Genomic DNA, 20,529 nt, shown 5'->3' with positions numbered 1-20,529 from the left:
GATTCGCTTTGGACTCAAGATTTCAAATAACTCCTAGATCTCCATCTGGGACAAGAATGATTCATTCATCAGAACGGCGTGAAAGGGTGTCGCAGGTCACGCCAATGTTTTTACAGCTTGTTTACAAAGGAGACGCTGCCGCCACGCAGGGGGGAGCGCGGCAGCCCATGTCCCGCCATTCCTTTGGAGAGAGAGCGAATGAATCACCTGCATTACCGCCCCTTGGCGGTCGCTGTCGCGCTGTGCGTGGCGGCCCTGGCACCGCTGGGGGCAATGGCCCAGACGGCCACCACCCTGGATGCCGTTGAAGTGACCGGTACGCGCATCAAGCGTGCTGAAGTGGAAGGTCAGGTGCCGATCCAGACGCTGAGCCGGGGCGACATCGAGCGCACCGGCCTGAGCTCGATCGGCGAAGTGCTGCAGCAGCTCACCGGTTCGGGTTCGGCGTTGAATGCCAAGTTCAACTCGTCCGGCAATTTCGGCTTCCCGCCGGATGGCAGTGGTGTCGGTGCCGGTTCGGCACAGGTCGATCTGCGCCACCTGGGCGCCAAGCGCGTGCTGGTGCTGGTCGATGGCATCCGCTGGGTCAATGAATCCTCGGCGTCAGGCGTGGGCGCGGCCACCGACCTCAACACCATTCCGCTGGCGATTGTCGAACGCATCGAAGTATTGGAAGACGGTGCCTCGTCGCTGTATGGCTCCGACGCGATTGCCGGCGTGGTCAACATCATCACCCGCCGCGATTTCGATGGCGGGCAGGTCACCCTGAACTACGGCGAATACAGCAAGGGCGACGGCACGCAGAAGGGCGTGGACCTGGCCTGGGGCACCAGCGGCGAGCGCTACAGCCTGTTCCTCGGCGCCAGCTGGACCAGGCAGGATGCGGTGTATGCGCGCGACCGCGAACAGTCACGCTTCCCGATTCCCGGCACCGGCCTGGCCTTCGGCAGCGGCGGCATCCCGCAGGGGCGCTTCGCCTTCGTCGATCCCAACACCGGCGCCGAGCAGGACATCGTGCCCAACACCGGCGTCAGTAACCCGCGCTATGACGGCAGCGCCGGCTGCAACCGCAGCGACGACTACCACTGCTTCACCAGCGCCGACCGCTTCAACTTCGCCGAATACAACATGGTGCTGACGCCGTCCGAGCGCAAAGGCATGTTCGGCCAGTTCCGCTTCGACATCACCGACGACGTGCAGTGGTACGTGAAGGCGCTGGGCAACCGCCGCGAATCGACCAATCAGGCCGGTCCGGAACCGCTGTTCTTCGGGCCTGACGGTGCCACCGGCAATCCGCTGGCCGACAACATCGTGGTGTCGGCGCTGAACCCGTACAACCCGTTCGGCTTCGACCTGGTGTCCGGCGGCAACATGAGCCTGATCGGTCGCCGCCCGGTGGAAGGCGGCGCGCGCGTGTTCGAGCAGGAGGTCAACACCACGTACTTCGCCACCGGCCTGGTGGGCAGCTTCCAGGCGGCGAACCGCAGCTGGTACTGGGACGTCAACGGCATGTACAGCAAGAACAAGGCCGAGCAGACCAACTACGGCAGCTACAACATCTACAACGTGAACCTGGCGCTGGGTGATCCGGCGCTGTGTGCGGCCACGCCGGGCTGCGTGCCGCTGAACATCTTCGGTGGCGTCGGTTCGATCACCCCGGACATGCTGCGCTGGATCCAGCCGGTGGTGCGCGACCGCAGCCAGAACGAGCTGAGCCTGGTCACCGCCAACCTGTCCAGCGATCTGTTCACCCTGCCGGCCGGCCCGGTCTCCTTCGCCACCGGCCTGGAACACCGCCGCTATGAAGGCTGGTACCAGCCCGACCCGCTGACGGTGATCGGCCACTACAACGGCGTGCCTTCGCAGCCGACGTCCGGTTCCTACGACGTCAACGAAGCCTACCTGGAGCTGAGCGTTCCGATCTTCGCCGACGCGTCGCTGGGCAAGAAGCTGGACCTGAGCCTGGCCGGGCGCTATTCGGATTACTCGACCTTCGGCGGCGAGTTCACCCCCAAGTACGGCCTGCGCTGGCAGGTGACCGATGACTTCGTGCTGCGCACCACCTATGCCGAGGGCTTCCGTGCACCGTCCATCGGCGAGCTGTACGGCTCGGCCGCGCGTGCCGACCTGCAGCTGTTCGATCCCTGCTCGGTGGGCCTGGGCGGTACCGCGCCGCGCGGCAATCCTGCCAACTGCGCCGCGCTGGGCGTGCCGACCGGCTTCCAGCAGGCCAACTCGCAGATCTCGGTGACCACCGGCGGCAACCGCGAGCTGGAGCCGGAGCGTTCGCGCAGCTTCAGTGCCGGCTTCGTGTGGAGCCCGTGGTTCGGCAACAACGCCACCTGGTCCGAACGCTTCGACGTGGAGGTGACCTTCTACCGTCACAACATCGACGGCGCGATCCAGGCGATCAATGCACAGACCCAGCTGGACCTGTGCGTGGACACGCTGGACCCGGTCTACTGCGGTGGCATCACCCGCGCCAGCACCGGTGCGGTCAACAGCTTCAACAATCGCCTGACCAACCTGGGTTCGATCAAGACCGATGGCTGGGACGTGGACATGTTCTGGACGCTGCCGCAGAGCGACATCGGCCAGTTCAAGCTGGGCTGGAAGAACACCTTCGTCGGCCGCTACGAGGCCACAGGTGCGGCCGGCCAGCGGCAGCCGCAGAAGCCGGGCGTGGAAGTGGCCGACAGCTCGATTCCTGAGTGGACGAGCAACGCCAGCATTGGCTGGACGCTGGACAACTGGAGCGCCAACTGGACGGTGCGCCACATCTCCGAGCTGACCGAAGACTGCGGTGATGCAGTGGCCTTCCCGGTGTGCAGCAACCAGGCCGCCGGCACCAACAAGTTGGCCGCCACCACCTACCACGACCTGCAGGTGGGCTACAAAATCGACTGGATGAAGGGGCTGCAGCTGACCGCAGGCCTGAACAACGCGTTCGACAAGGATCCGCCGATCTGCCTGTCGTGCTCGTTGAACGGCTACGACGCCTCGACCTACGACATCCCGCGCGGGCGTTACTGGTACATGCGGGCGGACCTGCGGTTCTAGGGCCTGTACGCCGCGCCGGGATCATCCCAGCGCGGCAGCGTTACGCGATTCTGTAGAGCCAAGCCCACGCTCGGCTGCTCTGGTCGAAAGCCAGTCGAGCATGGCTCGACTCTACAAAAGGCGCCGGGGGCTGCCCGGCGCCGTCTGCATCAGAACGACCAGGTGAAGGTCAGCGAGCCATTGCGGCCGTCGCCGAACGCACCGTAGCCGTTGATCTGCGAGTAGTACTTCTTGTCCAGCAGGTTGTTGAGGTTGGCTTGCACGCTGAACTCCGGCGAGATGCGGTAGCGCACGAAGGCGCTGACCAGCGCGTAGCCGTCCTGTTCGATGCGGCCGTACGCCGGCACCGCGTAGTAGATGCGGTTCTGCCAGTTGGCACCACCGCCGACGGTCAGGTCCTGCAACGACTGCGGGGTGTAGCTGGTGAACAGCTTCAGCGTGGTCTGCGGCAGGTTGGTGTTGATGTCCGCATCGTTGATGTCCTTGGCCACATAGCGCGAGGCGCCGAAGGTGGCATTCCAGCCCGGTGCCAGTTCGCCGTTCAACTCAAACTCGAAGCCGCGGCTGACGGTGCCGCGTGCGGCGATGTAGGCGGTTTCGCCGCCGGTTCCGCCGATCACCGGTTCACCGGTCGACTGGCCGACGTTGTCCTGCTCGATGCGGAACACGGCCACCGAGGCATTCAGGCGGTTGTCGAACCAGGCACCCTTCACGCCCACTTCGTAGCTCTTGCCGTCGACCGGATCGAGGTAGCTGCCGTTGCGGTCCTTCAGCATCTGCGGCTGGAAGATTTCGGTGTACGAGGCGTAGGTCGAGTAGGTGTCATTGATGTCGAACACCAGGCCGGCATACGGGGTGGTCACCTTGTGCGAACGATCGGCGCCTTCGCCTTCACTCTTCCAGTCGGTGTAGCGCGCACCGATGATCAGCTTCAGCGGATCGGCCAGCGACAGGCGCGTGGCGGCATAGCCGGCCTTCTGGGTGATGGTGCCTTCGCTGGCCAGGCTCAGCGGGTTCCAGTTCGGTTCGCTGATGTTGCCGTTCCAGTTCAGGTAGCTGGAGAAGGGGTCCCACGTGAGGCCGGCACCACCGACCTGGTAGTCGCCGTAGTTGGCGTAGTCGCGCTTGTTGTAGCTCAGGCCTGCCATGAACTGGTGTTCGCGGCCGAACAGCTGGAACGGGCCGTCGACGAAGCCATCGATTGCGTCGACTTTGCGCTCGGTGTTGTAGAAGCCGGCCGACGGCGAGATGCCGGCACCGGTATTCTTGTCGAAGTACGAGGCGCCGGTGACCCAGTCGTTGTAGGCCGGGTAGAACAGCTTGTCGTCTGCCTTGGTCTCGTCATGCGTGGCGCCGATCTTGAACTTCCAGCCGTTGGCGAAGCCGTGCTCCAGGGTGGCGAAGGCGCGCTTGCTGGTGGTATTCCAGTAGGTCCAGTTCGGGCTGGCATTGAACGATTCGTCGTAGCCGGTGCTGGTGCCGTCGGAGAACAGCATCGGGAAGCCGCCCCAGGTCGCGCCGTTGGCGCGCTTCTGCTGGTAGTCGTAGCCCACGCTCAGCTGCGTATCGGGGGTCAGGTCGGCATCGATGACCATGTAGCCCAGCGTCTTGTGCTGGTTGTAGCGGTCCATCTGCGCATCGGTGTCCAGGTAGCTGCCGATGACACGACCACGCACGGTGCCGCTGGCATTCAGCGCGCTGCCCACGTCCACGGTGGTGCGGGTGCGGCCCCAGCTGCCGACGTTTACCGAGACGCTGCCGGCCAGTTCGGCGCTGTCGGCGTGCTTGCGGATCAGGTTCACCGACGCCGACGGGTTGCCGGCGCCGCTGAGCAGGCCGGTGGCGCCGCGCACCACTTCCACGCGGTCGTACAGGGCCAGGTCCAGGCCGGAGTCACCGTAGCTCCAGTTCTGCACCATCTGCGTCGGCAGGCCATCGAACTGATAGCTGTCGATGTAGAAACCGCGCGCGTAGAACTCGGTGCGCTCGGTGTCGGACTGGGTGCTGCTCACGCCGGTGGTGTTGCCCAGCACGTCGATGATGTCGTCGAGGTTCTGGTCCTCGATGCGCTGGTGGCTGATGATACTGATCGACTGCGGGATCTCACGCGGGGCCAGGTCGAAGCGGGTACCGGCGGAGGTCTTGCGCACCGAATAGCCTTCGGCGCGCTCACCCTTCACCACGACCTTGTCGAGCGTGGTCGGGTCGGCGGCGGTTTCGGCGAACGCGACCGGCGCGGCGGCCAGGCACAGGGCGGAGAGCACCGCCGCGGACAGGCGATGCGGCAGGAGAGCAGGGGTCGAGCGGATCATGTGGGTTCCTGGACGGGCACGTGCGTGCGTCCGACCGGCTTCCCGGATGGTCTGGCGCCGCGGCTGGTGGGGGTCTCACGCCACTGGCGGGGCCCTGCGCTGCAGGACGGTGGCTGGGCAATGCGAGGAGGGCGAACCGTCCTGGCTGCCCGGAAAACGCAAATATGGTAATGCGAATTGTTTCTATTTACAAACGGCGCCGGGGCATGCCAGTCCCTTCGCCGCGTCAGTCGTCCAGCGGGGTGCGCTCGGCCTGGATCTTCATGTGCGGCAACTGGCCCTCGATGCCATCGGCGTACTCGACGGTGACCATCACGTCTTCATCGATCATGGGCGCGCCGTACACCTCCACCTTGCCGGTCATGTATACCGGGGTGCTGCGCAGACGCCCGGCATGGATGGCTGTTGGATCCAGGCAGGCCAGCGTGTGGCGAATATTGGCCGAGGCGAATTCGGTCGAGGTGTTGGGGATCAGCCAGCGGCAGAACCGCTTGCCCGCGTCGCTGCCATCGTCCTCGCAGCCCTTGCTCCAGCGGCTCCAGTCGGTCACCAGTTCAATCGATCGCGGGGCATCGACCTGTGCGGTGTTGGCGTAGGCAGCCAGTTGCCTGCACCACGGGTCGCGGTGTGCCTGCAGGGTGCTGCAGCCGGTGGCCAGGATCACGGTAGCGATCAACAGCGGGGTGGCGCGAAGCTGGGTCATCGGCGTGCTCTCCCTGTCACTGCGGTTGATGATGCGGCGGGCCCGTCGTGGCGTCGAGCCGCAGCGTCACTGCGATCAACGCAGGAGCGGCAACGGGTCGCGGGCGCCGTCCTTGCCGTAGATGCCCCAGTGCAGGTGCGGCGGCGTGCCCTTGGCGTTGCCGCTGTCGCCGACATGGCCCAGCAGCTGCCCGGCCTGCACCACCTGGCCTCGCGCCAGGCCCTCGGCCCAGTCTTCCAGATGCGCGTAGTAGTAGCGCTCGCGGCCGGGCCCGATCACCCAGACCTGGCGCCCGCCGAGCCCGCGTTCGCTCACATCGGCGATGACGCCTGCGGTAACGCTGCGCACGGGCGTGCCGCGTTTGCCGAAGATGTCGATGCCGGCATGCGTGCGGTCACTGCCGCGTGGGGCACCGAAGGTGTCGGCGATCTGCCGCGGGCGCACGCCGTCCACGGGCACGGGCAGCTCCGTGGCCGGTGGCATGCGTCCCAGCGCCCACAGCATCTTCGGTGCCGCCGCCCACGGGCTGTTCCACAGCGAGAGCACGGCGATGCCTGCGGCCAGCAGCAGGGCGCCGGACAGCAGCCAGCGGCGCAGGCGTCGGGCAGGGGAGGGCGGCGGGGTCATGGCAGCGGCACCGAGAAGCTGCGCTTCAACGTGCCCAGCGCCACCGAGGTGCGGAAGCGCTCGATGTTGTCATCGCCGCCGAACAGGCGCTCGGTGATCGCTTCGTACTCTTCCATCGAGGCCGCCGAAAGCAGCAGCAGGAAATCGCCGTCGCCGGTGATCGAATAGCACTGCTGCACGGCAGGATCGTCCTGCACGCGGCGGCGGAACGGGGCGACCTTTTCGCGCTGCTCGCTGACCACCCGCACCTCGACGATGACGGTCAGCGGACGCCCGACCTTGGCCGCGTCGAGCACGGCCACGTTGGCGGCGATCACGCCGCTGTCCTGCAGACGCTTGATGCGCCGCTGCACGGCGGGGGGGGACAGGTGCACGGCCTCGGCGATCTGCCGCTGCGGCAGGGCGTTGTCCTGCTGCAGCAGGTCGAGGATGGCGTGGTCGAAGCTGTCCAGCATGGGGGCGGTGGCCATGGCGAGCAGAAATTGCGCGGACGGACCGTCAATTGAGCCAAGTGCTCGCCGCCAGCGCAATAGACTGTGCGTATGCAGACGTCCCGATTCGCGCCGATGTTGCCGGCGCTGGCGGTGCTCGGCTCGGTTACCGCGCTGGCCATCGGCACCTCCTACGCAAAACACCTGTTTCCGCTGGTCGGCGCGCAGGGCACCAGCGCCCTGCGCGTGGGCTTCTCGGCGCTGTTGCTGCTGCTGTTCTGGCGGCCGTGGCGCTGGAAGACCAGCCGCGTGGATGCGATGACCATCCTCCGTTACGGGCTGACCCTGGGCCTGATGAACCTGCTGTTCTACATGGCCATCCGCACCATTCCCTTCGGCATCGCCGTGGCCATCGAGTTCACCGGCCCGCTGACGGTGGCGATGCTGTCCTCGCGGCGGCCGATCGATTTCCTCTGGGTGGGCTGCGCGCTGGTCGGCCTGTTGCTGCTGCTGCCGCTGGGCGGCGGCCCGGCGCTGGACCCGGCCGGCGTGCTCTATGCGATGGGGGCGGCCGCGTGCTGGGGCCTGTACATCGTGTTTGGCAAGCGCGCCGGCCACCTGCACGCCGGCCATACGGTTTCGCTGGGGCTGCTGGCTGCTTCACTTGTGGTGGTGCCGGTGGGCGTGGCCCATGCCGGCATGGCGCTGCTGGAGCCGAAGATCCTGCTGGCCGGCCTGCTGGTGGCGCTGGTGTCCAGCGCGATCCCGATGTCGTTGGAGATGATGGCGCTCAAGCGCCTGCCCAAGGAGACATTCGGCATCCTGATCAGCATGGAACCGGCGGTGGCCGCGCTGTGGGCGATGCTGCTGCTGCACGAGCACCTGGAGGGCGTGCAGTGGCTGGCGATCGGCTGCACGGTGGTGGCCTCGGTGGGCAGCACGATGACCGCGCGGCGGCTGAGGAGCCCGGTGGTGCAGGCCGGGTAGCACCGGGCTGTATTGGTAGCGCCGCGCCATGCCCGGCGGATTGGATTGCGTTCGCCGGGCATGGCCCGGCGCTACCGGTCAGCGCAGGGCTTCGGCCGGGACGTCGATGGCCATGGCCAGGGCCAGGTGGTCGGAGAACGCGGCCGGTACGGCTTCCACGCTGCGGGTCCGCAGGTTGCTGCTGACCAGGATGTGGTCGATGGCCCGGTCCGGGCGCCAGCTGGGGAAGGTCGGTACCACGCAGCCGGGCGGCTGCAACCGGGTCTTCTGGTACAGCACCTGCATTTCAGGGCGCTCGGCCAGGCAGTTGAAATCGCCCATCAGCACCGCGTTCGGGTGGTCGGACAGCAGCTCGGCGATGAATCCGAGCTGTGACATCCGCGAACCCGCGCCCAGTGAGAGGTGGGCCACGGCCACGGCCAGGCCGTCCTCGCCATCGCCGAACCTGGCCAGCAGCACGCCGCGCCCGCCGATGCGGCCGGGCAGAGCGTGGTCCTGTACTTCCACCGGTTCCAGCTTGCTCAGCAGGCCGTTGGCGCTGGACGCCACCCCGCCCATGCGCCGGTTCGGCTGGTGGCTCCAGTAATTGAAGCCGGCACGCTGGGCCAGGTAGTGCGTCTGGTTGGTGAAGCCCGACCGCAGGCTGCCCGGGTCGGCCTCCTGCAGGCCTACGATGTCATGGCCGCGCGCCAGGGTGGCGATCGCGTCCAGGCTGCTGCGCTTGCTTCCCGCCGGCAGCGCATGTGACCAGCTGCGGGTCACATAGTCGCTGTAGCGGCGGGTGCTTGAGCCGGCCTGGATATTGGCCGTCAGCAAGCGCAGGGTCCGTGTGTGGGGGGAAGTCACGGCCGGTAATGCTTTCTCTTGGATCAACGAGCCTGAGCCGCACCGCGTTCGCGGGCGATCAGGTGGTCGGCGATGCGCAGCATGTCCGGGAAGCTCTTGCCCTTCACCAGGTACTTGCCGTTGATGATGATCGACGGGGTGCCGCTGATCGCGCTGCGCTGGGCGAACTGCTTGGCCGAGTTGGTCTTGGCGTTCACCGCGAAGCTGCCCATGGTGGCGGCGAACTGCTTCGGATCCACGCCGTAACCGGCGTAGAACTTGGCGATGTCGTCGACCGAGTCGGCGCCGCGCTCACCCTTCAGGGTCTGCTGCGAGTGGATGGCGGCGTACAGCGCTTCGTGGGTCTTCTCCTGCACACCCAGGGTCTGCGCGGCGTAGAAGGCACGGGCATAGTTGTCCCAGGTGCCGCCGAACATGGCCGGCACGTAGACGAAGTTCACGTCGCTCGGCAGGCCGGCTTTCCACGGGCCAACCAGCGGCTGGAAGGCGGCGCAGGCCGGGCAGACGTAGCCGAAGATCTCGACCACTTCGACCTTGCCGGCGGCCGGCTGGAACGGCTGGCCGTTGCTGATCACCTGGTAGTCGCTGCCTTCCACCGGGGCCGGACCGGTCAGTGCGGTGGTGGTCGGGGCCGGAGCGGCGGCCGGAGCGGCTTCGGTGGCGGCCGGGGCAGCAGCGCCTTCGGTGGCGGCAGCCGGCTCGGCGGCGGGGGCCGCGGCAGGCTCGGCGGCAGCCGGGGTGGCAGCCGGTTCAGCCGGGGCGGTGGTGTTGGTGCGGCCGTCGTCGGCCTTGCAGGCCGCCAGGAGCGGCAGCAGGGCTGCAAGTGCGAGCGCGGCGATACGGGTCTTCATTGAAACGTCTCCAGCAACTGGAAAGGTGGGGCCGACGGCGGGCGCCGGCCAAGGGGAAATGATGACATGCGGCGGCGACAGCGCCGTGTCGATGGTCGGGATCGGTTCAGCGGCCGCCGCGGGCGCGGGCTTCGGAGATCAGCTTGGAGGCCACGCGCAGCTGGTCCTCGAAGCTGTTGCCACGCACCAGATACTGGCCATTGATGATGATGGCCGGGGTGCCCGGCACCTGGGTGCGCTGGGCGAAGGCACGGGCTTCGGCAACCTTCTTCTGCACCGCATCGCCGCGCAGGGCCTGCTTGTAGCGGTCGGCGCTCACGCCATAGGCGGCATAGAAGGTGGCGAGCTCATCGGCCGAGACGTTCTGCATCGGCAGCGAGCCGTCTTCGTGCAGGGCCTTGAACACAGCGGCGTGGCTGCGCTTGGCGACGCCCACTTCATCGGCCGCGTAATAGGCCAGGGCCCAGGCATCCCAGGCACCGCCGAAGGCGGCCGGGACCGGGGTGAAGCGCACGTCGGCCGGCAGCTTGGCGGCCCAGGCTTCCAGCTGCGGCTCGAAGTGGGCGCAGTGCGGGCAGGTGTAGCCGAACACTTCAACGACTTCGATCTTGCCGGCCAACGGCTGGAACGGGCCGGACTTGGCGATGCGCTCGTAGTCTTTGCCTTCAACCAGCGGGGCATTGGCGGGGGTGGCGGCGCAGGCGGCCAGCGGCAGCATCACCAGCAGGGACAGCAGAAGGCGGGGAATCAACCTCATCGACACGCATCTCCATTGAAAATAACAACGCCGGCGCAGCCGCCGGCGTGAAGGAAACATACCGCAGCCGCGGGCCGCCGTGGCGAGCCGGGCCGACCAGTGGCGGTCAGGGGGCGGCGGCCGGTTGCGTGGCGGTGGCCTCGGCGGCGATGTCATCGGCCTTGTTGTGCAGGCCCTGCAGGTAGCTGGAGAGCGCTTGGACTTCCTGTTCGCTCAGCTTCTGGGCGACGGCGGCCATGATCTGGAAGTGCGCCTTGTCGGTCTCGTTGGTCTGCCCGGCCTGGTATTCCTGCAGGCGGCGGGCGACATAACTGGCGTGCTGGCCGCCGATGTGCGGGTAGGCCGGGCCGGGGTTGCCGGCGCCGCTGGGACCGTGGCAGGCCATGCAGGCCGGCAGGCCGCGCTTGGCGTCGCCGCCGCGGTACAGCTGCTGGCCGATCTCGTAGAACTTCATGCCCTTGTAGGGGCCGTCGGCCACGGCGGTGTCGTCGGCGATGCCGGCGGTGGCCTTCTGGGTGGCGAAGAACGCGCCGATATCGCGCATGTCCTGCGGGGTGAGGTTCTGCACGAAGGGCACCATCGCCACCGACGCGCCGGAACTGCGCTGGCCGTTGGCGATCAGGGCCATCTGCTGGGCCACGTAACGTTCGCTCTGGCCGGCGATGGACGGGTACATCTCCACCGTGGAATTGCCGTCGGCCCCATGGCAGGCCGCGCAGGCCGAGGCCTTGGTCTGGCCGGCCTTGGCGTCGCCCCAGGTGGTCTTGCTGAAATCCACTTCCAGCGAGGCAGTGCGGATCGGCCCGTTGTCGGGCAGCGGGGTCAGCGTGGTCTGCGCGAACGCAGCGGCGGCAACGACGACGGCAGTGGCAAGAGCGGATACGGCAAGAACGCGAGCGTGGCGCATGCTGAAGCTCCGTATGGACCGGGCCGGGGCGTGGCCGCCGGCATCGTCCGGATTATCAACGCCGTTTCAGCGCACGGTCAACGCAGCAGTGCAGCATTTTCCTGGCCTGCGGCCCACGGAACGGGCGCGCGGCGCCGCAACATGCGATCCTAGGCGCATGTCATTGCTCATCGAACGCGCCCGTTACCACCTCTCGGCCCACAACGTGCGGCAACTGCCGCCCGATGAAGGGGCCGAAGTGGCCTTCGCCGGCCGCTCCAACGCCGGCAAGTCCAGCGCCCTCAACGCGCTGACCCGGCAGAACTCCCTGGCCCGCGTGTCCAAGACCCCCGGCCGCACCCAGCAGCTGGTGTTCTTCCAGATCACCCCGGAAGCGCACCTGGTCGACCTGCCTGGTTACGGCTATGCCAAGGTGCCGCTGGACCTGCAGGCGCACTGGCAGGCCTTCATCGACCGGTACTTCCGCACCCGCGAAGCGCTCAAGGGCCTGGTGGTGGTGATGGACATCCGCCACCCGCTGAAGGACTACGACCGGCAGATGCTGTCCTACGCCGTGCAGCGTGGCATGCCCGCGCACGCGCTGCTGACCAAGGCCGACAAGCTCAGCCGCAGCCAGCAGATGCAGACCCTGCAGAAGGTCCGCAAGGAACTGCATTCCGCCTACGGCGACAGCGTCAGCGTGCAGGTGTTCTCCGGTGAGGACCGTACCGGCGTGGACGAAGCCCGCGGTGTGATCGGCGGCTGGCTGGGGCTGGCGTAAGGCGTCTCCGCTGCGCTCGCCGGGCATGGCCCGGCGCTACCCCATGTTGCCGCGACCGGGGACCGGTAGCGCCAGGCCATGCCCGGCGACCTTTCATTTCAACGGCGAATACTCCGCCGGCACCCACGCATAGGCCTCGCCCTCGCGGCGCACATGGCCCAGGCCGGGGAACGGCAGATGCGCACCGGCCACCCACCAGCCCTTGGCGGTGGCCTGCTCAAGCAGCCCGCGACGGCTGGCGATGGCCGCCTTGCGGTCCGCATCGGCCTCGAACGCCGCTTCCGGGTGTGCGAACTGCACCGCGTGGAAGTGCAGCACATCGCCCCACACCAGCAATGACTGGCCCTGGCTGTCGAACCGGTAGGAGACATGGCCGGGGGTATGGCCGTGAGTGTCCATCGCCACCGCGCCACCGGGCAGCGCATCGCCTGGCTTGAACGTGCGCAGTCTGCCGTGGGCCTGGTACGGCGCCACCGCGTTGCGGGCCAGCGGGAAGGCGAAACGCACGCCCTCCGGCGCACCTGCTTCGCTGGCCGGGTCCAGCCAGTAGTCGGCATCGGCCTTGGACAGCCACACCGTGGCATTGGGGTAGGCAGGCTGGCCCAGTGCGTCGAGCACGCCGCACATGTGGTCCGGATGCGCGTGGGTGAGCAGGATGTCATCCACCTCGGCCGGGTCGACGCCGGCGGCGCGCAGGTTGCCCAGCACCTGGCCCAGGCCGGGGCCGAAGCACTGCGCGGTGCCGGTATCGACCAGGGTCAGGTGGTTGCCCTGGCGGACCAGGAAGGCGTTGACCGCGGTCTGCAGGCCCTTCTTGTCTTCGGGCACGTAGCGGCCGTCGAGCAGGCGGGTGACCAGGGTGGGCGAGACATCGACCACTTCCTGGCGGCCGAGCGCTACCACGCCATCGAACAGGGCGGTGACCTGCAGGGCGCCGACGCGCTGGTGGTAGACGCCGGGCACCTGCTGGGTGGGGGCGGGCGAGGTGGCTTCGGCCAGGGCGGCCAGCGACAGGGAGGACAGGGCCAGCAGCAGGGCGCCGCGCAGGGGCAGGTGACGCAGGGTCATGGGGTGGGGCTCGGTAAGGCGGGTTATTCCGTCGCTGTGCAGCGTGCCGGGTGGCGCGCGCGCGATGCGCTCAAACCACTGCGTGGAATGCTCAGGGGAGAGACGGCAGGGCTTGCAGCCCTGCACCTGCTGCAGATCAACGTCAACGTCAACGTCAACGTCAAAAGCAGAAGCTGGCTTCCTGTGGGTTGGCGGGGTGGGTCCGGTGGCAGGGGACGCCGTAAACCCATCCATGGGGGCTTGGTCGCGGCATCCATGCCGCTCACACCCCTGCCACCGGACCCACCCCGCCTTCGACAGTTTCCCGCGGCTGTTGGTGCCAGCTGCAATTGGTGGGTGCCGACCGTTGGTCGGCACGGGGTTGGATATCGATGTCTGACAGATGTGTCGACCAAGGTCGACACCTACCAACCGCCTGTGGCAGTAGATCCACGCCATGCGTGGATGAATTCATTCGATATCCAACAGATGTGCCGACCAACGGTCGGCACCCACCAACAGCCGCGTGAACCTGTCGAAGGCGGGGCACTGTGGGGTTGCGGGGTGTGAGCCGCATGGATGCGGCGACCAAGGCTACATGGACGTACTTGCGCCGTCCCCGCAAATCCACAGTGCCCCGCCACCCCACGGAATGCAGGCTTTTGACGTTGACGTTGACGTTGAGCAGGTGCAGGGCTGCAAGCCCTGCCAGACAACCCCACCCTAGATGTCTGTCGGAGCCAGCCCGTACTGCTCGGCGAAGCGCTTGCTGAAACTCGCCGCCGAGCGATACCCCGCGCGGGCGGCCACGGTCTTCAGCGGTAGATCGGTCGTGTACAGCAGCGTCATGCCGTGCGCCAGTCGCGCCTCGGTCAACAGCTGGCGAAGGCTGGTGCGTTCGGCGGCGAGGCGCCGGCGCAGGGTCGCGCCGCTCAGCGCGAACTGGTCTTCCACATCGCGCGACTGCCAGTCACGCGCCGGTTCGGCCGCGATGCGGTCGCGGATCTGCTCACCCAGGCTTGGGGCCTGCGGCAACAGCAGATTGCCGTGGCCCTGCCGGCACCAGGCCAGCACCAGTTCGGCCAGGGCCAGCCGTGCTTCACTGTAATGCCCGTCCTGCAGTGCCTGGCGCCAGCGCCGCAGTACCGTGCCGTGGTCGATCAGCCGCGGCTGCGCGATCGCATCGCCGGGCGCAGGCAGTGCTTCGCTCCACAGCGTGCGCGCTGCGCTCAGTACTTCCGCGCACAGCGGCACGATGGCGCCGAGGTAGCGGCCGGTGCCCGCGTCGGGGGTGTTGACCACATCGATCCGGCAGCGCTGGGTAAACAGCAGCATGTCACCTGCGTGTGCGGTCAGCGACTGGTGCGCGGTGCGTACCTGCTTGCTGCCTTCCAGCAGGATCACGAACTGCGGCTGCGGTATCTCCACCGAACTGGCGCCGTGTTCGCGACGCGCGGTGATGCAGGCGTAGCCTTCGGCACGGTCGCAGCCGGCCAGGCTGGCCATCTCGGCCAGCAGGGCAATGTCAGGGGGCAGCATCGTGGTCATGACAGGTGGGCTCCCAGCAGCTTGCCGATGCCCGCGGCGGCGGCCATCGCCAGTGCGCCCCAGAACATCACCCGCACCGCGCCGCGCAGCGGCGGCGCGCCACCGGCACGCGCGGCCACCGCGCCGGTCAGGCACAGGCCGATCAGGGTGCTGGCGGTGGTGGCCACCGTGACCTGCGCCGTGCTGGAGAACAGGGCGGTCAGCACCGGCAGTGCGGCGCCGCAGGTAAACGCGCCGGCCGAGGCCAGCGCGGCCTGCAGCGGGCGTGCGCGAAGGGTGTCGGTGATGCCGAGTTCGTCGCGTGCGTGTGCGCCCAGCGCATCGTGTGCGGTCAGCTGCTCGGCCACCTGCCGGGCCAGTGCCGGCTGCAGGCCGCGATGGCGGTAGATCGCCGTCAGCTCGTCCAGCTCGCTGTGCGGGTCTTCGTGCAGCTCGCGCATTTCCACGGCCAGGTCGGCCGCTTCGGTGTCGGCCTGGGTCTGCACTGAAACGTACTCTCCGGCGGCCATCGACATCGCGCCGGCCACGGTGCCGGCCACGCCGGTGGCCAGGATCGTGCTGGCCGAGGCACCGCTGGCGGCCACGCCGACCACCAGGCCGGCGACCGAGACGATGCCGTCGTTGGCCCCCAGCACGGCGGCGCGCAGCCAGCCGACGCGGTCGGCGCGGTGCAGTTCCGGGTGTCGTGAATGGCGGTTCATGGCCTGAGTGTACGGGGGTCAAGAGGTCGTCGGTAGGATGCTGAAACCCGTCACCGTCGCATGCTGCGAAGGGCCGCCACGCTATAGTGCGCCCTTGCGATGGAAGGCCCCCAGCCCCACATCCCCTGCCACTGTCCAGCGAGTCCTCCCCTTGTCGAGCCCCAGCCACGTCGCCGATACGCCCATTACCGACCGCTCGGAGCTGGTCGAGGTGCTTGCCTCCGGCGAAAAGCCCCGTGCGCAGTGGCGCATCGGTACCGAACACGAGAAGTTCGGGTTCCGCCTGGACGATCTTCGCCCGCCGACCTTCGAAGGCGAGCGCGGCATCGAAGCCCTGCTCAACGGCCTGACCCGCTTCGGCTGGGAGCCGGTGCAGGAAAACGGCAACACCATCGCCCTGCTGCGTGACAACGCTTCGGTGACGCTGGAGCCGGCCGGCCAGCTGGAACTGTCCGGCGCGGCGCTGGAAACCATCCACCAGACCTGCGTGGAAACCGGCACCCACTTGAACGAAGTGGCACAGGTGGCCGGCGAACTGCAGCTCGGCTTCCTCGGCATGGGCTTCCAGCCGAAGTGGACGCGCGATGAAATGCCGTGGATGCCCAAGGGCCGCTACAGGATCATGCGTTCGTACATGCCCAAGGTCGGTTCGCTGGGCCTGGACATGATGACCCGCACCTCCACCGTGCAGGTCAACCTGGATTACGCCACCGAAGCGGACATGGTGAAGAAGTTCCGCGTGTCGCTGGCGCTGCAGCCGATCGCCACCGCGCTGTTCGCCGATTCGCCGTTCACCGAAGGCAAGCCGAATGGCTACCTGAGCTACCGCTCGCATATCTGGACCGACACCGACGCCGATCGTACCGGCATGCTCGACTTCGTGTTCGAGGATGGCTTCGGTTACGAGCGTTATGTCGATTACCTGCTCGACGTGCCGATGTACTTCTCCTACCGCGATGGCATCTACCACGACGCCAGCGGGCAGAGCTTCCGCGATTTCATGCAGGGCAGGCTGCCGGTGCTGCCGGGTGCGCTGCCGACGCTGCGTGACTGGTCGGACCACATGACCACCGCCTTCCCGGAAGTGCGGCTGAAGAAATACCTGGAAATGCGCGGTGCCGACGGTGGTCCGTGGAGCCGCCTGTGTGCACTGCCGGCGTTCTGGGTGGGCCTGCTGTACGACGACACCGCGCTGGATGCGGCCTGGGACCTGGTGCGTGATTTCAGCCTGGCCGAGCGCCACGCGTTGCGCGACGGCGTGCCGAAGTACGCCATGGGCCTGCCGTTCCGCAACGGCACCGTGCGCGACCTGGCCCGCGAAGCCGTGAAGATTTCCGTGGAAGGCCTCAAGCGCCGCGGTGCGCGCAATGCCGATGGCCAGGACGAAAGCAAGTTCCTGGACGTGCTGCAGGAGATCGTCGAATCGGGCCTGACCCCGGCCGAGCGCAAGCTGGCGCTGTTCCATGGCCGCTGGCACGGCGACGTCGATCCGGTGTTCCGCGAGTTCGCGTACTGAAAATGTGCCCTCCGGGCATGGCCCGGCGCTACCCCTCACGGATCCGGTAGCGCCAGGCCATGCCCGGCGGGTGTTGTACGCAAAAAAAACCCGGCAAGGCCGGGGTTTTTTCATTCCATCAGCGCAGCGATCAGGCCTTGATGGTGGCCATGTCGATCACGAAGCGGTAGCGCACATCGTTCTTCGCCATGCGCTCCCAGGCCTGGTTCACGTCCTTGATGTTGATCACTTCAACTTCGCTGACGATGCCGTGCTCGGCGCAGAAGTCCATCATTTCCTGGGTTTCGGCCATGCCGCCGATGGCCGAGCCGGTGACGTGCTTGCGGCCGAAGATGACCGTGCCACCCATCAGCGGCGGGTCCAGTTCGGTGATGACGCCGACCAGGCACATGGTGGCATCGCGCTTGAGCAGGCTCATGTACGGGTTGGTGTCATGGCTGACCGGCACCGTGTTGAGCAGGAAGTCGAAGCTGTTGGCGTGGGCCTTCATCTGCTCCGCGTCGCGCGAGACCAGCACTTCGTCGGCGCCTAGGCGCTTGGCGTCGGCACCCTTTTCCGGGGTGGTGGTGATCATCACCACGGTGGCGCCCATCGCCTTGGCGAACTTCACGCCCATGTGGCCGAGGCCACCCAGGCCGATCACGCCGACCTTCTGGCCCGGGCCGACCTTCCAGTGGCGCAGCGGCGAGTAGGTGGTGATGCCGGCGCACAGCAGCGGCGCGGCGGCCTTCAGGTCCAGCTTTTCAGAGACCTTCACCACGAAGCGCTGCTCGACCACGATGTGGTCGGAGTAACCGCCCATGGTCAGCTCGCCTGTGTTGCGGTCGTGGCTGTTGTAGGTGTAGGTCGGGCCCTTTTCGCAGTACTGCTCCAGGTCGTGGTCGCAGGCATCGCAGTGGCGGCAGGAATCGACCATGCAGCCGACGCCGGCGAAGTCGCCGACCTTCAGGGTGGTGACGGACGGGCCGACTTCGACCACGCGGCCGATGATCTCGTGGCCCGGCACCATCGGGTACTCGGCGCCGCCCCAATCGTCGCGGGCCTGGTGCAGGTCGGAATGGCAGATGCCGCTGTACAGCACTTCGATGCGGATGTCGTTGGCGCCGACGGCGCGACGTTCGAAGGTGAAGGGCTCGAGCGGGGCGGTGTTGGTACGTACCGCATAACCATGGGCGAGGGACATGGGGAATCCTTGGCGGGGTTTGTCGAAAGGCGCTTTACAATACGCCCCCTCGTACCGGCCCACAAAGCCTGGAAATCGGCATGATTCATCAAGGCAGACTGCACAATGGCCTCTGACAATCTCTCCCACCTGGCCGCCTTCGCCGCCGTGGCCCGCCACCGCAGTTTCCGCAAGGCCGGCGGCGAGCTGACCCTGTCGACCTCGGCGGTGAGCTATGCGATCCGCGCGCTGGAAGAGCGGCTGGGCGTGGGCCTGTTCCACCGCACCACCCGCAGCGTGGCCCTGACCGAGGCCGGGCAGCGCCTGCTGGACCGGCTGCAGCCGGCGCTGGGCCAGGTGCACGACGCGCTGGAAGAGATGAACCAGTTCAGGGACAGCCCGACCGGTCTGCTGCGCATCAACGCGGCGCGCGCGGCGGTGCCGACCCAGCTCGGTCCGCGGCTGACCCGCTTCCTGCGCGCGCATCCGGATGTGCGGCTGGAACTGACCGAGAACGATGGGCTGGTCGACATCGTTGCCGACGGCTTCGATGCCGGCGTGCGCCTGCACGAGTTCGTGCCCGAGGACATGGTGGCGGTGCCGCTGGGACCGGCCCTGCACGGCATGATCGTGGCCTCGCCGGCGTACCTGCGCCAGCACCCTGCACCGCAGCACCCGCGCGACCTGCTGCAGCACGAATGCATCCGCTTCCGTTTCGCCAGCGGGCACCTGTACAAGTGGCAGTTCGACCGCGATGGGCAGTCGCTGGAAATCGACGTGCGCGGGCGGCTGACGCTGAGCGAGCAGACCACCATCATGCGCGCGGTGCTCGATGGTTTTGGCCTGGCCTACGTGCTGGAAGATGCCGCGCGCCCGCATGTCGAGGCCGGGACGATGGTGGCGGTGCTGCAGGACTGGAGCGAGCCGTTTCCCGGCTTCGTGCTGTATTACCCGAAGCAACGGCAGATGTCGTCGGCGCTGCGCGCGTTCGTGGATATGCTGCGGGAGTAAGCCGGGTTGCAGTGCCGACCAACGGTCGGCACCCACCCGTGTGGCCAATCACTCCACCAGCGCGTCATACCCCAGGCCGACGAACTGGATCAGGCAGAACCCATGCCCGAATGGATCGGCCAGCACTGCCAGCCGTCCCCAGCGACGTTCGCTCACCGGCAGTTCGATCACCGCGCCGGCGGCCACTGCGCGTGACAGCGCGACGTTGATGTCTTCCACCACCCAGTCCAGGTGCAGCGGCGTCCAGTGCCGCTCGTAATCGCGCACGTCGCCTTCGTCGGTGGCCACGCTGCCCGCATCACTCTGCAGCAGGTACAGCGCGGTCGGGCCGCCCAGCAGTTCAAGCGCGCCGGTCCCCAGCCGGCGGCCGCCGTACAGGCCGAAGGCTGCGACGTAGAACGCTTCGGCAGCGGCCAGATCGGGCACATCGATGTTGACGATGAAGGTGGGGGCGGGGGAGTCCATGGCACGGGTCTGCGGCGGCCGGTTGCGTGCAGTCTAGACGTGCCGCAGCGGGATGCCGGTTCATCTGTCGGCGGGATTCAGGCAAGGTAGAGGGCTGCTATCGACAGGGACCTTCATGAGCGCACTTTCGGATATCGAACAGGCCACCGGCCAGGCCTTTCCGCCGTTGTTTCATCAGATCGCCGCCGAGGGTCGCGCGGATTGGGGCGCGTTGGGTAACCCGTGGTTCCTCGAGGTGTTTCCCACCCTGCTGGCACAGCCGCCGCTGCTGCTGCACGCCAACGAGTTCGAGCCGATCGAACGGGGCGAACTGCGCGAAGCCTGGGAAGACCTGACCGCCGAGGACCACTACAACCCGCTGCGCGAGGACCTGCAGCTGCTGCCGTTCGCGCGCAGTGGTGCCGGCGATACCTACTGCTTCTGGACCAACGCGCCGGGGTTCGCCGAAGCGCCGGTGCTGCTGGTCCGGCACGACGACGACCGTGCCGACGTGCTGGCCGCCAACCTGCAGGACTTCCTGTTCCGCAAGATGGTGGAAGCGGTGACGGAACTGGAAGCGGAGTACACGACGCTGGTCGAAGGTGATCTGGCCGCCAACCTGCAGGCCTGGCTGGGCAGCCATCGCGGCTGGTTGCGCGACGACCAGGCGACGGCGCTGGAGGACTTGTTCGCGCGCACCGATGACGTCGCCGCAGGGCGGATCACCGACGAGGAAGCGCAGGCGCTGGTGAAGCAGGTGATCGGCTTCCCGCGGCTGGACGAGTCGTTCGCCTACGTGCGCGAGGGCGCTTGAAGGCAGGGATCGGATCCCTTTCCGTTGGAAAGGGCTCCGACCCCA

General features: G+C 67.4%; 19 protein-coding genes. 6 read left to right on the top strand and 13 right to left on the bottom strand.

The window, feature by feature from the left end:
- The first annotated feature begins 198 nt into the window (after positions 1-198).
- Positions 199-3,060 (top strand): TonB-dependent receptor, encoded by a 2,862-nt coding sequence (locus tag NQ204_RS01160; RefSeq protein ID WP_116863469.1) that lies wholly within the window; start codon positions 199-201, stop codon positions 3,058-3,060.
- A 149-nt stretch (positions 3,061-3,209) separates the two neighbouring features.
- Here the strand turns inward: NQ204_RS01160 and fhuE are convergent, their stop codons facing one another.
- The 4 genes from fhuE to NQ204_RS01140 form a co-directional block, all read right to left on the bottom strand.
- Positions 3,210-5,372 (bottom strand): ferric-rhodotorulic acid/ferric-coprogen receptor FhuE, encoded by a 2,163-nt coding sequence (gene fhuE / locus NQ204_RS01155; protein WP_256642839.1) that lies wholly within the window; start codon positions 5,370-5,372, stop codon positions 3,210-3,212.
- Positions 5,373-5,598: 226 nt separating this feature from the next.
- The gene (locus NQ204_RS01150) at positions 5,599-6,075 is read right to left on the bottom strand and encodes a hypothetical protein (protein WP_256642838.1); all 477 of its coding nucleotides are present in this window, start codon (positions 6,073-6,075) and stop codon (positions 5,599-5,601) included.
- A 75-nt stretch (positions 6,076-6,150) separates the two neighbouring features.
- Positions 6,151-6,702 (bottom strand): M23 family metallopeptidase, encoded by a 552-nt coding sequence (locus tag NQ204_RS01145; RefSeq protein WP_256642837.1) that lies wholly within the window; start codon positions 6,700-6,702, stop codon positions 6,151-6,153.
- Entirely contained in the window at positions 6,699-7,172 is a 474-nt protein-coding gene (locus tag NQ204_RS01140) for an Lrp/AsnC family transcriptional regulator (protein WP_116863473.1), read from the bottom strand. The genes NQ204_RS01145 and NQ204_RS01140 overlap by 4 nt, the downstream gene beginning before the upstream one ends.
- Positions 7,173-7,244: 72 nt before the next feature.
- Here NQ204_RS01140 and NQ204_RS01135 point away from each other — a divergent pair, with 72 nt between their 5' ends.
- Positions 7,245-8,120 carry an EamA family transporter gene (locus NQ204_RS01135; RefSeq protein ID WP_116863474.1) on the top strand — a complete coding sequence of 292 codons (876 nt, stop codon included), beginning with the start codon at positions 7,245-7,247 and terminating at the stop codon, positions 8,118-8,120.
- Positions 8,121-8,198: 78 nt separating this feature from the next.
- On the opposite strand, the gene NQ204_RS01130 is transcribed toward NQ204_RS01135, so the two are convergent.
- The 4 genes from NQ204_RS01130 to NQ204_RS01115 form a co-directional block, all read right to left on the bottom strand.
- A complete protein-coding gene (locus NQ204_RS01130; protein ID WP_256642836.1) occupies positions 8,199-8,936 on the bottom strand; it encodes an endonuclease/exonuclease/phosphatase family protein in 738 nt (245 codons plus the stop codon).
- A gap of 53 nt (positions 8,937-8,989) precedes the next feature.
- Positions 8,990-9,817 carry a thiol:disulfide interchange protein DsbA/DsbL gene (locus NQ204_RS01125; RefSeq protein WP_256642835.1) on the bottom strand — a complete coding sequence of 276 codons (828 nt, stop codon included), beginning with the start codon at positions 9,815-9,817 and terminating at the stop codon, positions 8,990-8,992.
- A 106-nt stretch (positions 9,818-9,923) separates the two neighbouring features.
- A complete protein-coding gene (locus NQ204_RS01120) occupies positions 9,924-10,574 on the bottom strand; it encodes a thiol:disulfide interchange protein DsbA/DsbL (protein ID WP_256642834.1) in 651 nt (216 codons plus the stop codon).
- Positions 10,575-10,680: 106 nt separating this feature from the next.
- Entirely contained in the window at positions 10,681-11,481 is an 801-nt protein-coding gene (locus NQ204_RS01115; protein WP_116865410.1) for a c-type cytochrome, read from the bottom strand.
- Positions 11,482-11,638: 157 nt separating this feature from the next.
- Between NQ204_RS01115 and yihA the strand changes: the two genes are divergently transcribed.
- Positions 11,639-12,241 (top strand): ribosome biogenesis GTP-binding protein YihA/YsxC, encoded by a 603-nt coding sequence (gene yihA, locus NQ204_RS01110; RefSeq protein WP_079223317.1) that lies wholly within the window; start codon positions 11,639-11,641, stop codon positions 12,239-12,241.
- A 93-nt stretch (positions 12,242-12,334) separates the two neighbouring features.
- On the opposite strand, the gene NQ204_RS01105 is transcribed toward yihA, so the two are convergent.
- From NQ204_RS01105 to NQ204_RS01095, 3 genes are all read right to left on the bottom strand, one after another.
- The gene (locus tag NQ204_RS01105) at positions 12,335-13,309 is read right to left on the bottom strand and encodes an MBL fold metallo-hydrolase (protein WP_116865409.1); all 975 of its coding nucleotides are present in this window, start codon (positions 13,307-13,309) and stop codon (positions 12,335-12,337) included.
- Positions 13,310-14,011: 702 nt separating this feature from the next.
- Complete coding sequence (locus NQ204_RS01100; RefSeq protein ID WP_116863821.1) at positions 14,012-14,836, bottom strand: helix-turn-helix transcriptional regulator; 825 nt, start codon at positions 14,834-14,836, stop codon at positions 14,012-14,014.
- Positions 14,833-15,537, bottom strand: coding sequence for a VIT1/CCC1 transporter family protein (locus NQ204_RS01095; RefSeq protein WP_116863822.1), 705 nt, complete (start codon positions 15,535-15,537; stop codon positions 14,833-14,835). The genes NQ204_RS01100 and NQ204_RS01095 overlap by 4 nt, the downstream gene beginning before the upstream one ends.
- A 151-nt stretch (positions 15,538-15,688) precedes the next feature.
- Between NQ204_RS01095 and NQ204_RS01090 the strand changes: the two genes are divergently transcribed.
- A complete protein-coding gene (locus NQ204_RS01090; protein ID WP_256642833.1) occupies positions 15,689-17,053 on the top strand; it encodes a glutamate--cysteine ligase in 1,365 nt (454 codons plus the stop codon).
- A gap of 130 nt (positions 17,054-17,183) precedes the next feature.
- Here NQ204_RS01090 and NQ204_RS01085 read toward each other — a convergent pair whose 3' ends face one another.
- A complete protein-coding gene (locus tag NQ204_RS01085) occupies positions 17,184-18,236 on the bottom strand; it encodes an NAD(P)-dependent alcohol dehydrogenase (RefSeq protein WP_116863824.1) in 1,053 nt (350 codons plus the stop codon).
- 105 nt (positions 18,237-18,341) lie between these two features.
- On the opposite strand from NQ204_RS01085, the gene NQ204_RS01080 reads away from it, so the two are divergent.
- Positions 18,342-19,226 (top strand): LysR family transcriptional regulator, encoded by an 885-nt coding sequence (locus NQ204_RS01080; RefSeq protein ID WP_116863825.1) that lies wholly within the window; start codon positions 18,342-18,344, stop codon positions 19,224-19,226.
- A 48-nt stretch (positions 19,227-19,274) separates the two neighbouring features.
- Here NQ204_RS01080 and NQ204_RS01075 read toward each other — a convergent pair whose 3' ends face one another.
- Positions 19,275-19,691, bottom strand: coding sequence for a VOC family protein (locus tag NQ204_RS01075; protein WP_256642832.1), 417 nt, complete (start codon positions 19,689-19,691; stop codon positions 19,275-19,277).
- A 115-nt stretch (positions 19,692-19,806) separates the two neighbouring features.
- On the opposite strand from NQ204_RS01075, the gene NQ204_RS01070 reads away from it, so the two are divergent.
- Complete coding sequence (locus tag NQ204_RS01070; protein WP_256642831.1) at positions 19,807-20,484, top strand: SMI1/KNR4 family protein; 678 nt, start codon at positions 19,807-19,809, stop codon at positions 20,482-20,484.
- Positions 20,485-20,529: the final 45 nt, after the last annotated feature.

The organism is Stenotrophomonas testudinis, from assembly GCF_024499815.1.
GTDB lineage: Bacteria > Pseudomonadota > Gammaproteobacteria > Xanthomonadales > Xanthomonadaceae > Stenotrophomonas.
Note: the sequence above shows the minus strand (reverse complement) of the source record. Positions and strands in the feature narration are given on the sequence as shown.

Coding starts and splice junctions, on each gene's coding strand:
- NQ204_RS01080 (WP_116863825.1), top strand. CDS start 18,342: ATGGCCTCTGACAATCTCTCCCACCTGGCCGCCTTCGCCGCCGTGGCC.
- NQ204_RS01145 (WP_256642837.1), bottom strand. CDS start 6,702: ATGACCCCGCCGCCCTCCCCTGCCCGACGCCTGCGCCGCTGGCTGCTG.
- NQ204_RS01075 (WP_256642832.1), bottom strand. CDS start 19,691: ATGGACTCCCCCGCCCCCACCTTCATCGTCAACATCGATGTGCCCGAT.
- NQ204_RS01140 (WP_116863473.1), bottom strand. CDS start 7,172: ATGGCCACCGCCCCCATGCTGGACAGCTTCGACCACGCCATCCTCGAC.
- NQ204_RS01125 (WP_256642835.1), bottom strand. CDS start 9,817: ATGAAGACCCGTATCGCCGCGCTCGCACTTGCAGCCCTGCTGCCGCTC.
- fhuE (WP_256642839.1), bottom strand. CDS start 5,372: ATGATCCGCTCGACCCCTGCTCTCCTGCCGCATCGCCTGTCCGCGGCG.
- NQ204_RS01070 (WP_256642831.1), top strand. CDS start 19,807: ATGAGCGCACTTTCGGATATCGAACAGGCCACCGGCCAGGCCTTTCCG.
- NQ204_RS01160 (WP_116863469.1), top strand. CDS start 199: ATGAATCACCTGCATTACCGCCCCTTGGCGGTCGCTGTCGCGCTGTGC.
- NQ204_RS01105 (WP_116865409.1), bottom strand. CDS start 13,309: ATGACCCTGCGTCACCTGCCCCTGCGCGGCGCCCTGCTGCTGGCCCTG.
- NQ204_RS01135 (WP_116863474.1), top strand. CDS start 7,245: ATGCAGACGTCCCGATTCGCGCCGATGTTGCCGGCGCTGGCGGTGCTC.
- NQ204_RS01095 (WP_116863822.1), bottom strand. CDS start 15,537: ATGAACCGCCATTCACGACACCCGGAACTGCACCGCGCCGACCGCGTC.
- NQ204_RS01150 (WP_256642838.1), bottom strand. CDS start 6,075: ATGACCCAGCTTCGCGCCACCCCGCTGTTGATCGCTACCGTGATCCTG.
- NQ204_RS01085 (WP_116863824.1), bottom strand. CDS start 18,236: ATGTCCCTCGCCCATGGTTATGCGGTACGTACCAACACCGCCCCGCTC.
- NQ204_RS01100 (WP_116863821.1), bottom strand. CDS start 14,836: ATGACCACGATGCTGCCCCCTGACATTGCCCTGCTGGCCGAGATGGCC.
- NQ204_RS01115 (WP_116865410.1), bottom strand. CDS start 11,481: ATGCGCCACGCTCGCGTTCTTGCCGTATCCGCTCTTGCCACTGCCGTC.
- NQ204_RS01120 (WP_256642834.1), bottom strand. CDS start 10,574: ATGAGGTTGATTCCCCGCCTTCTGCTGTCCCTGCTGGTGATGCTGCCG.
- yihA (WP_079223317.1), top strand. CDS start 11,639: ATGTCATTGCTCATCGAACGCGCCCGTTACCACCTCTCGGCCCACAAC.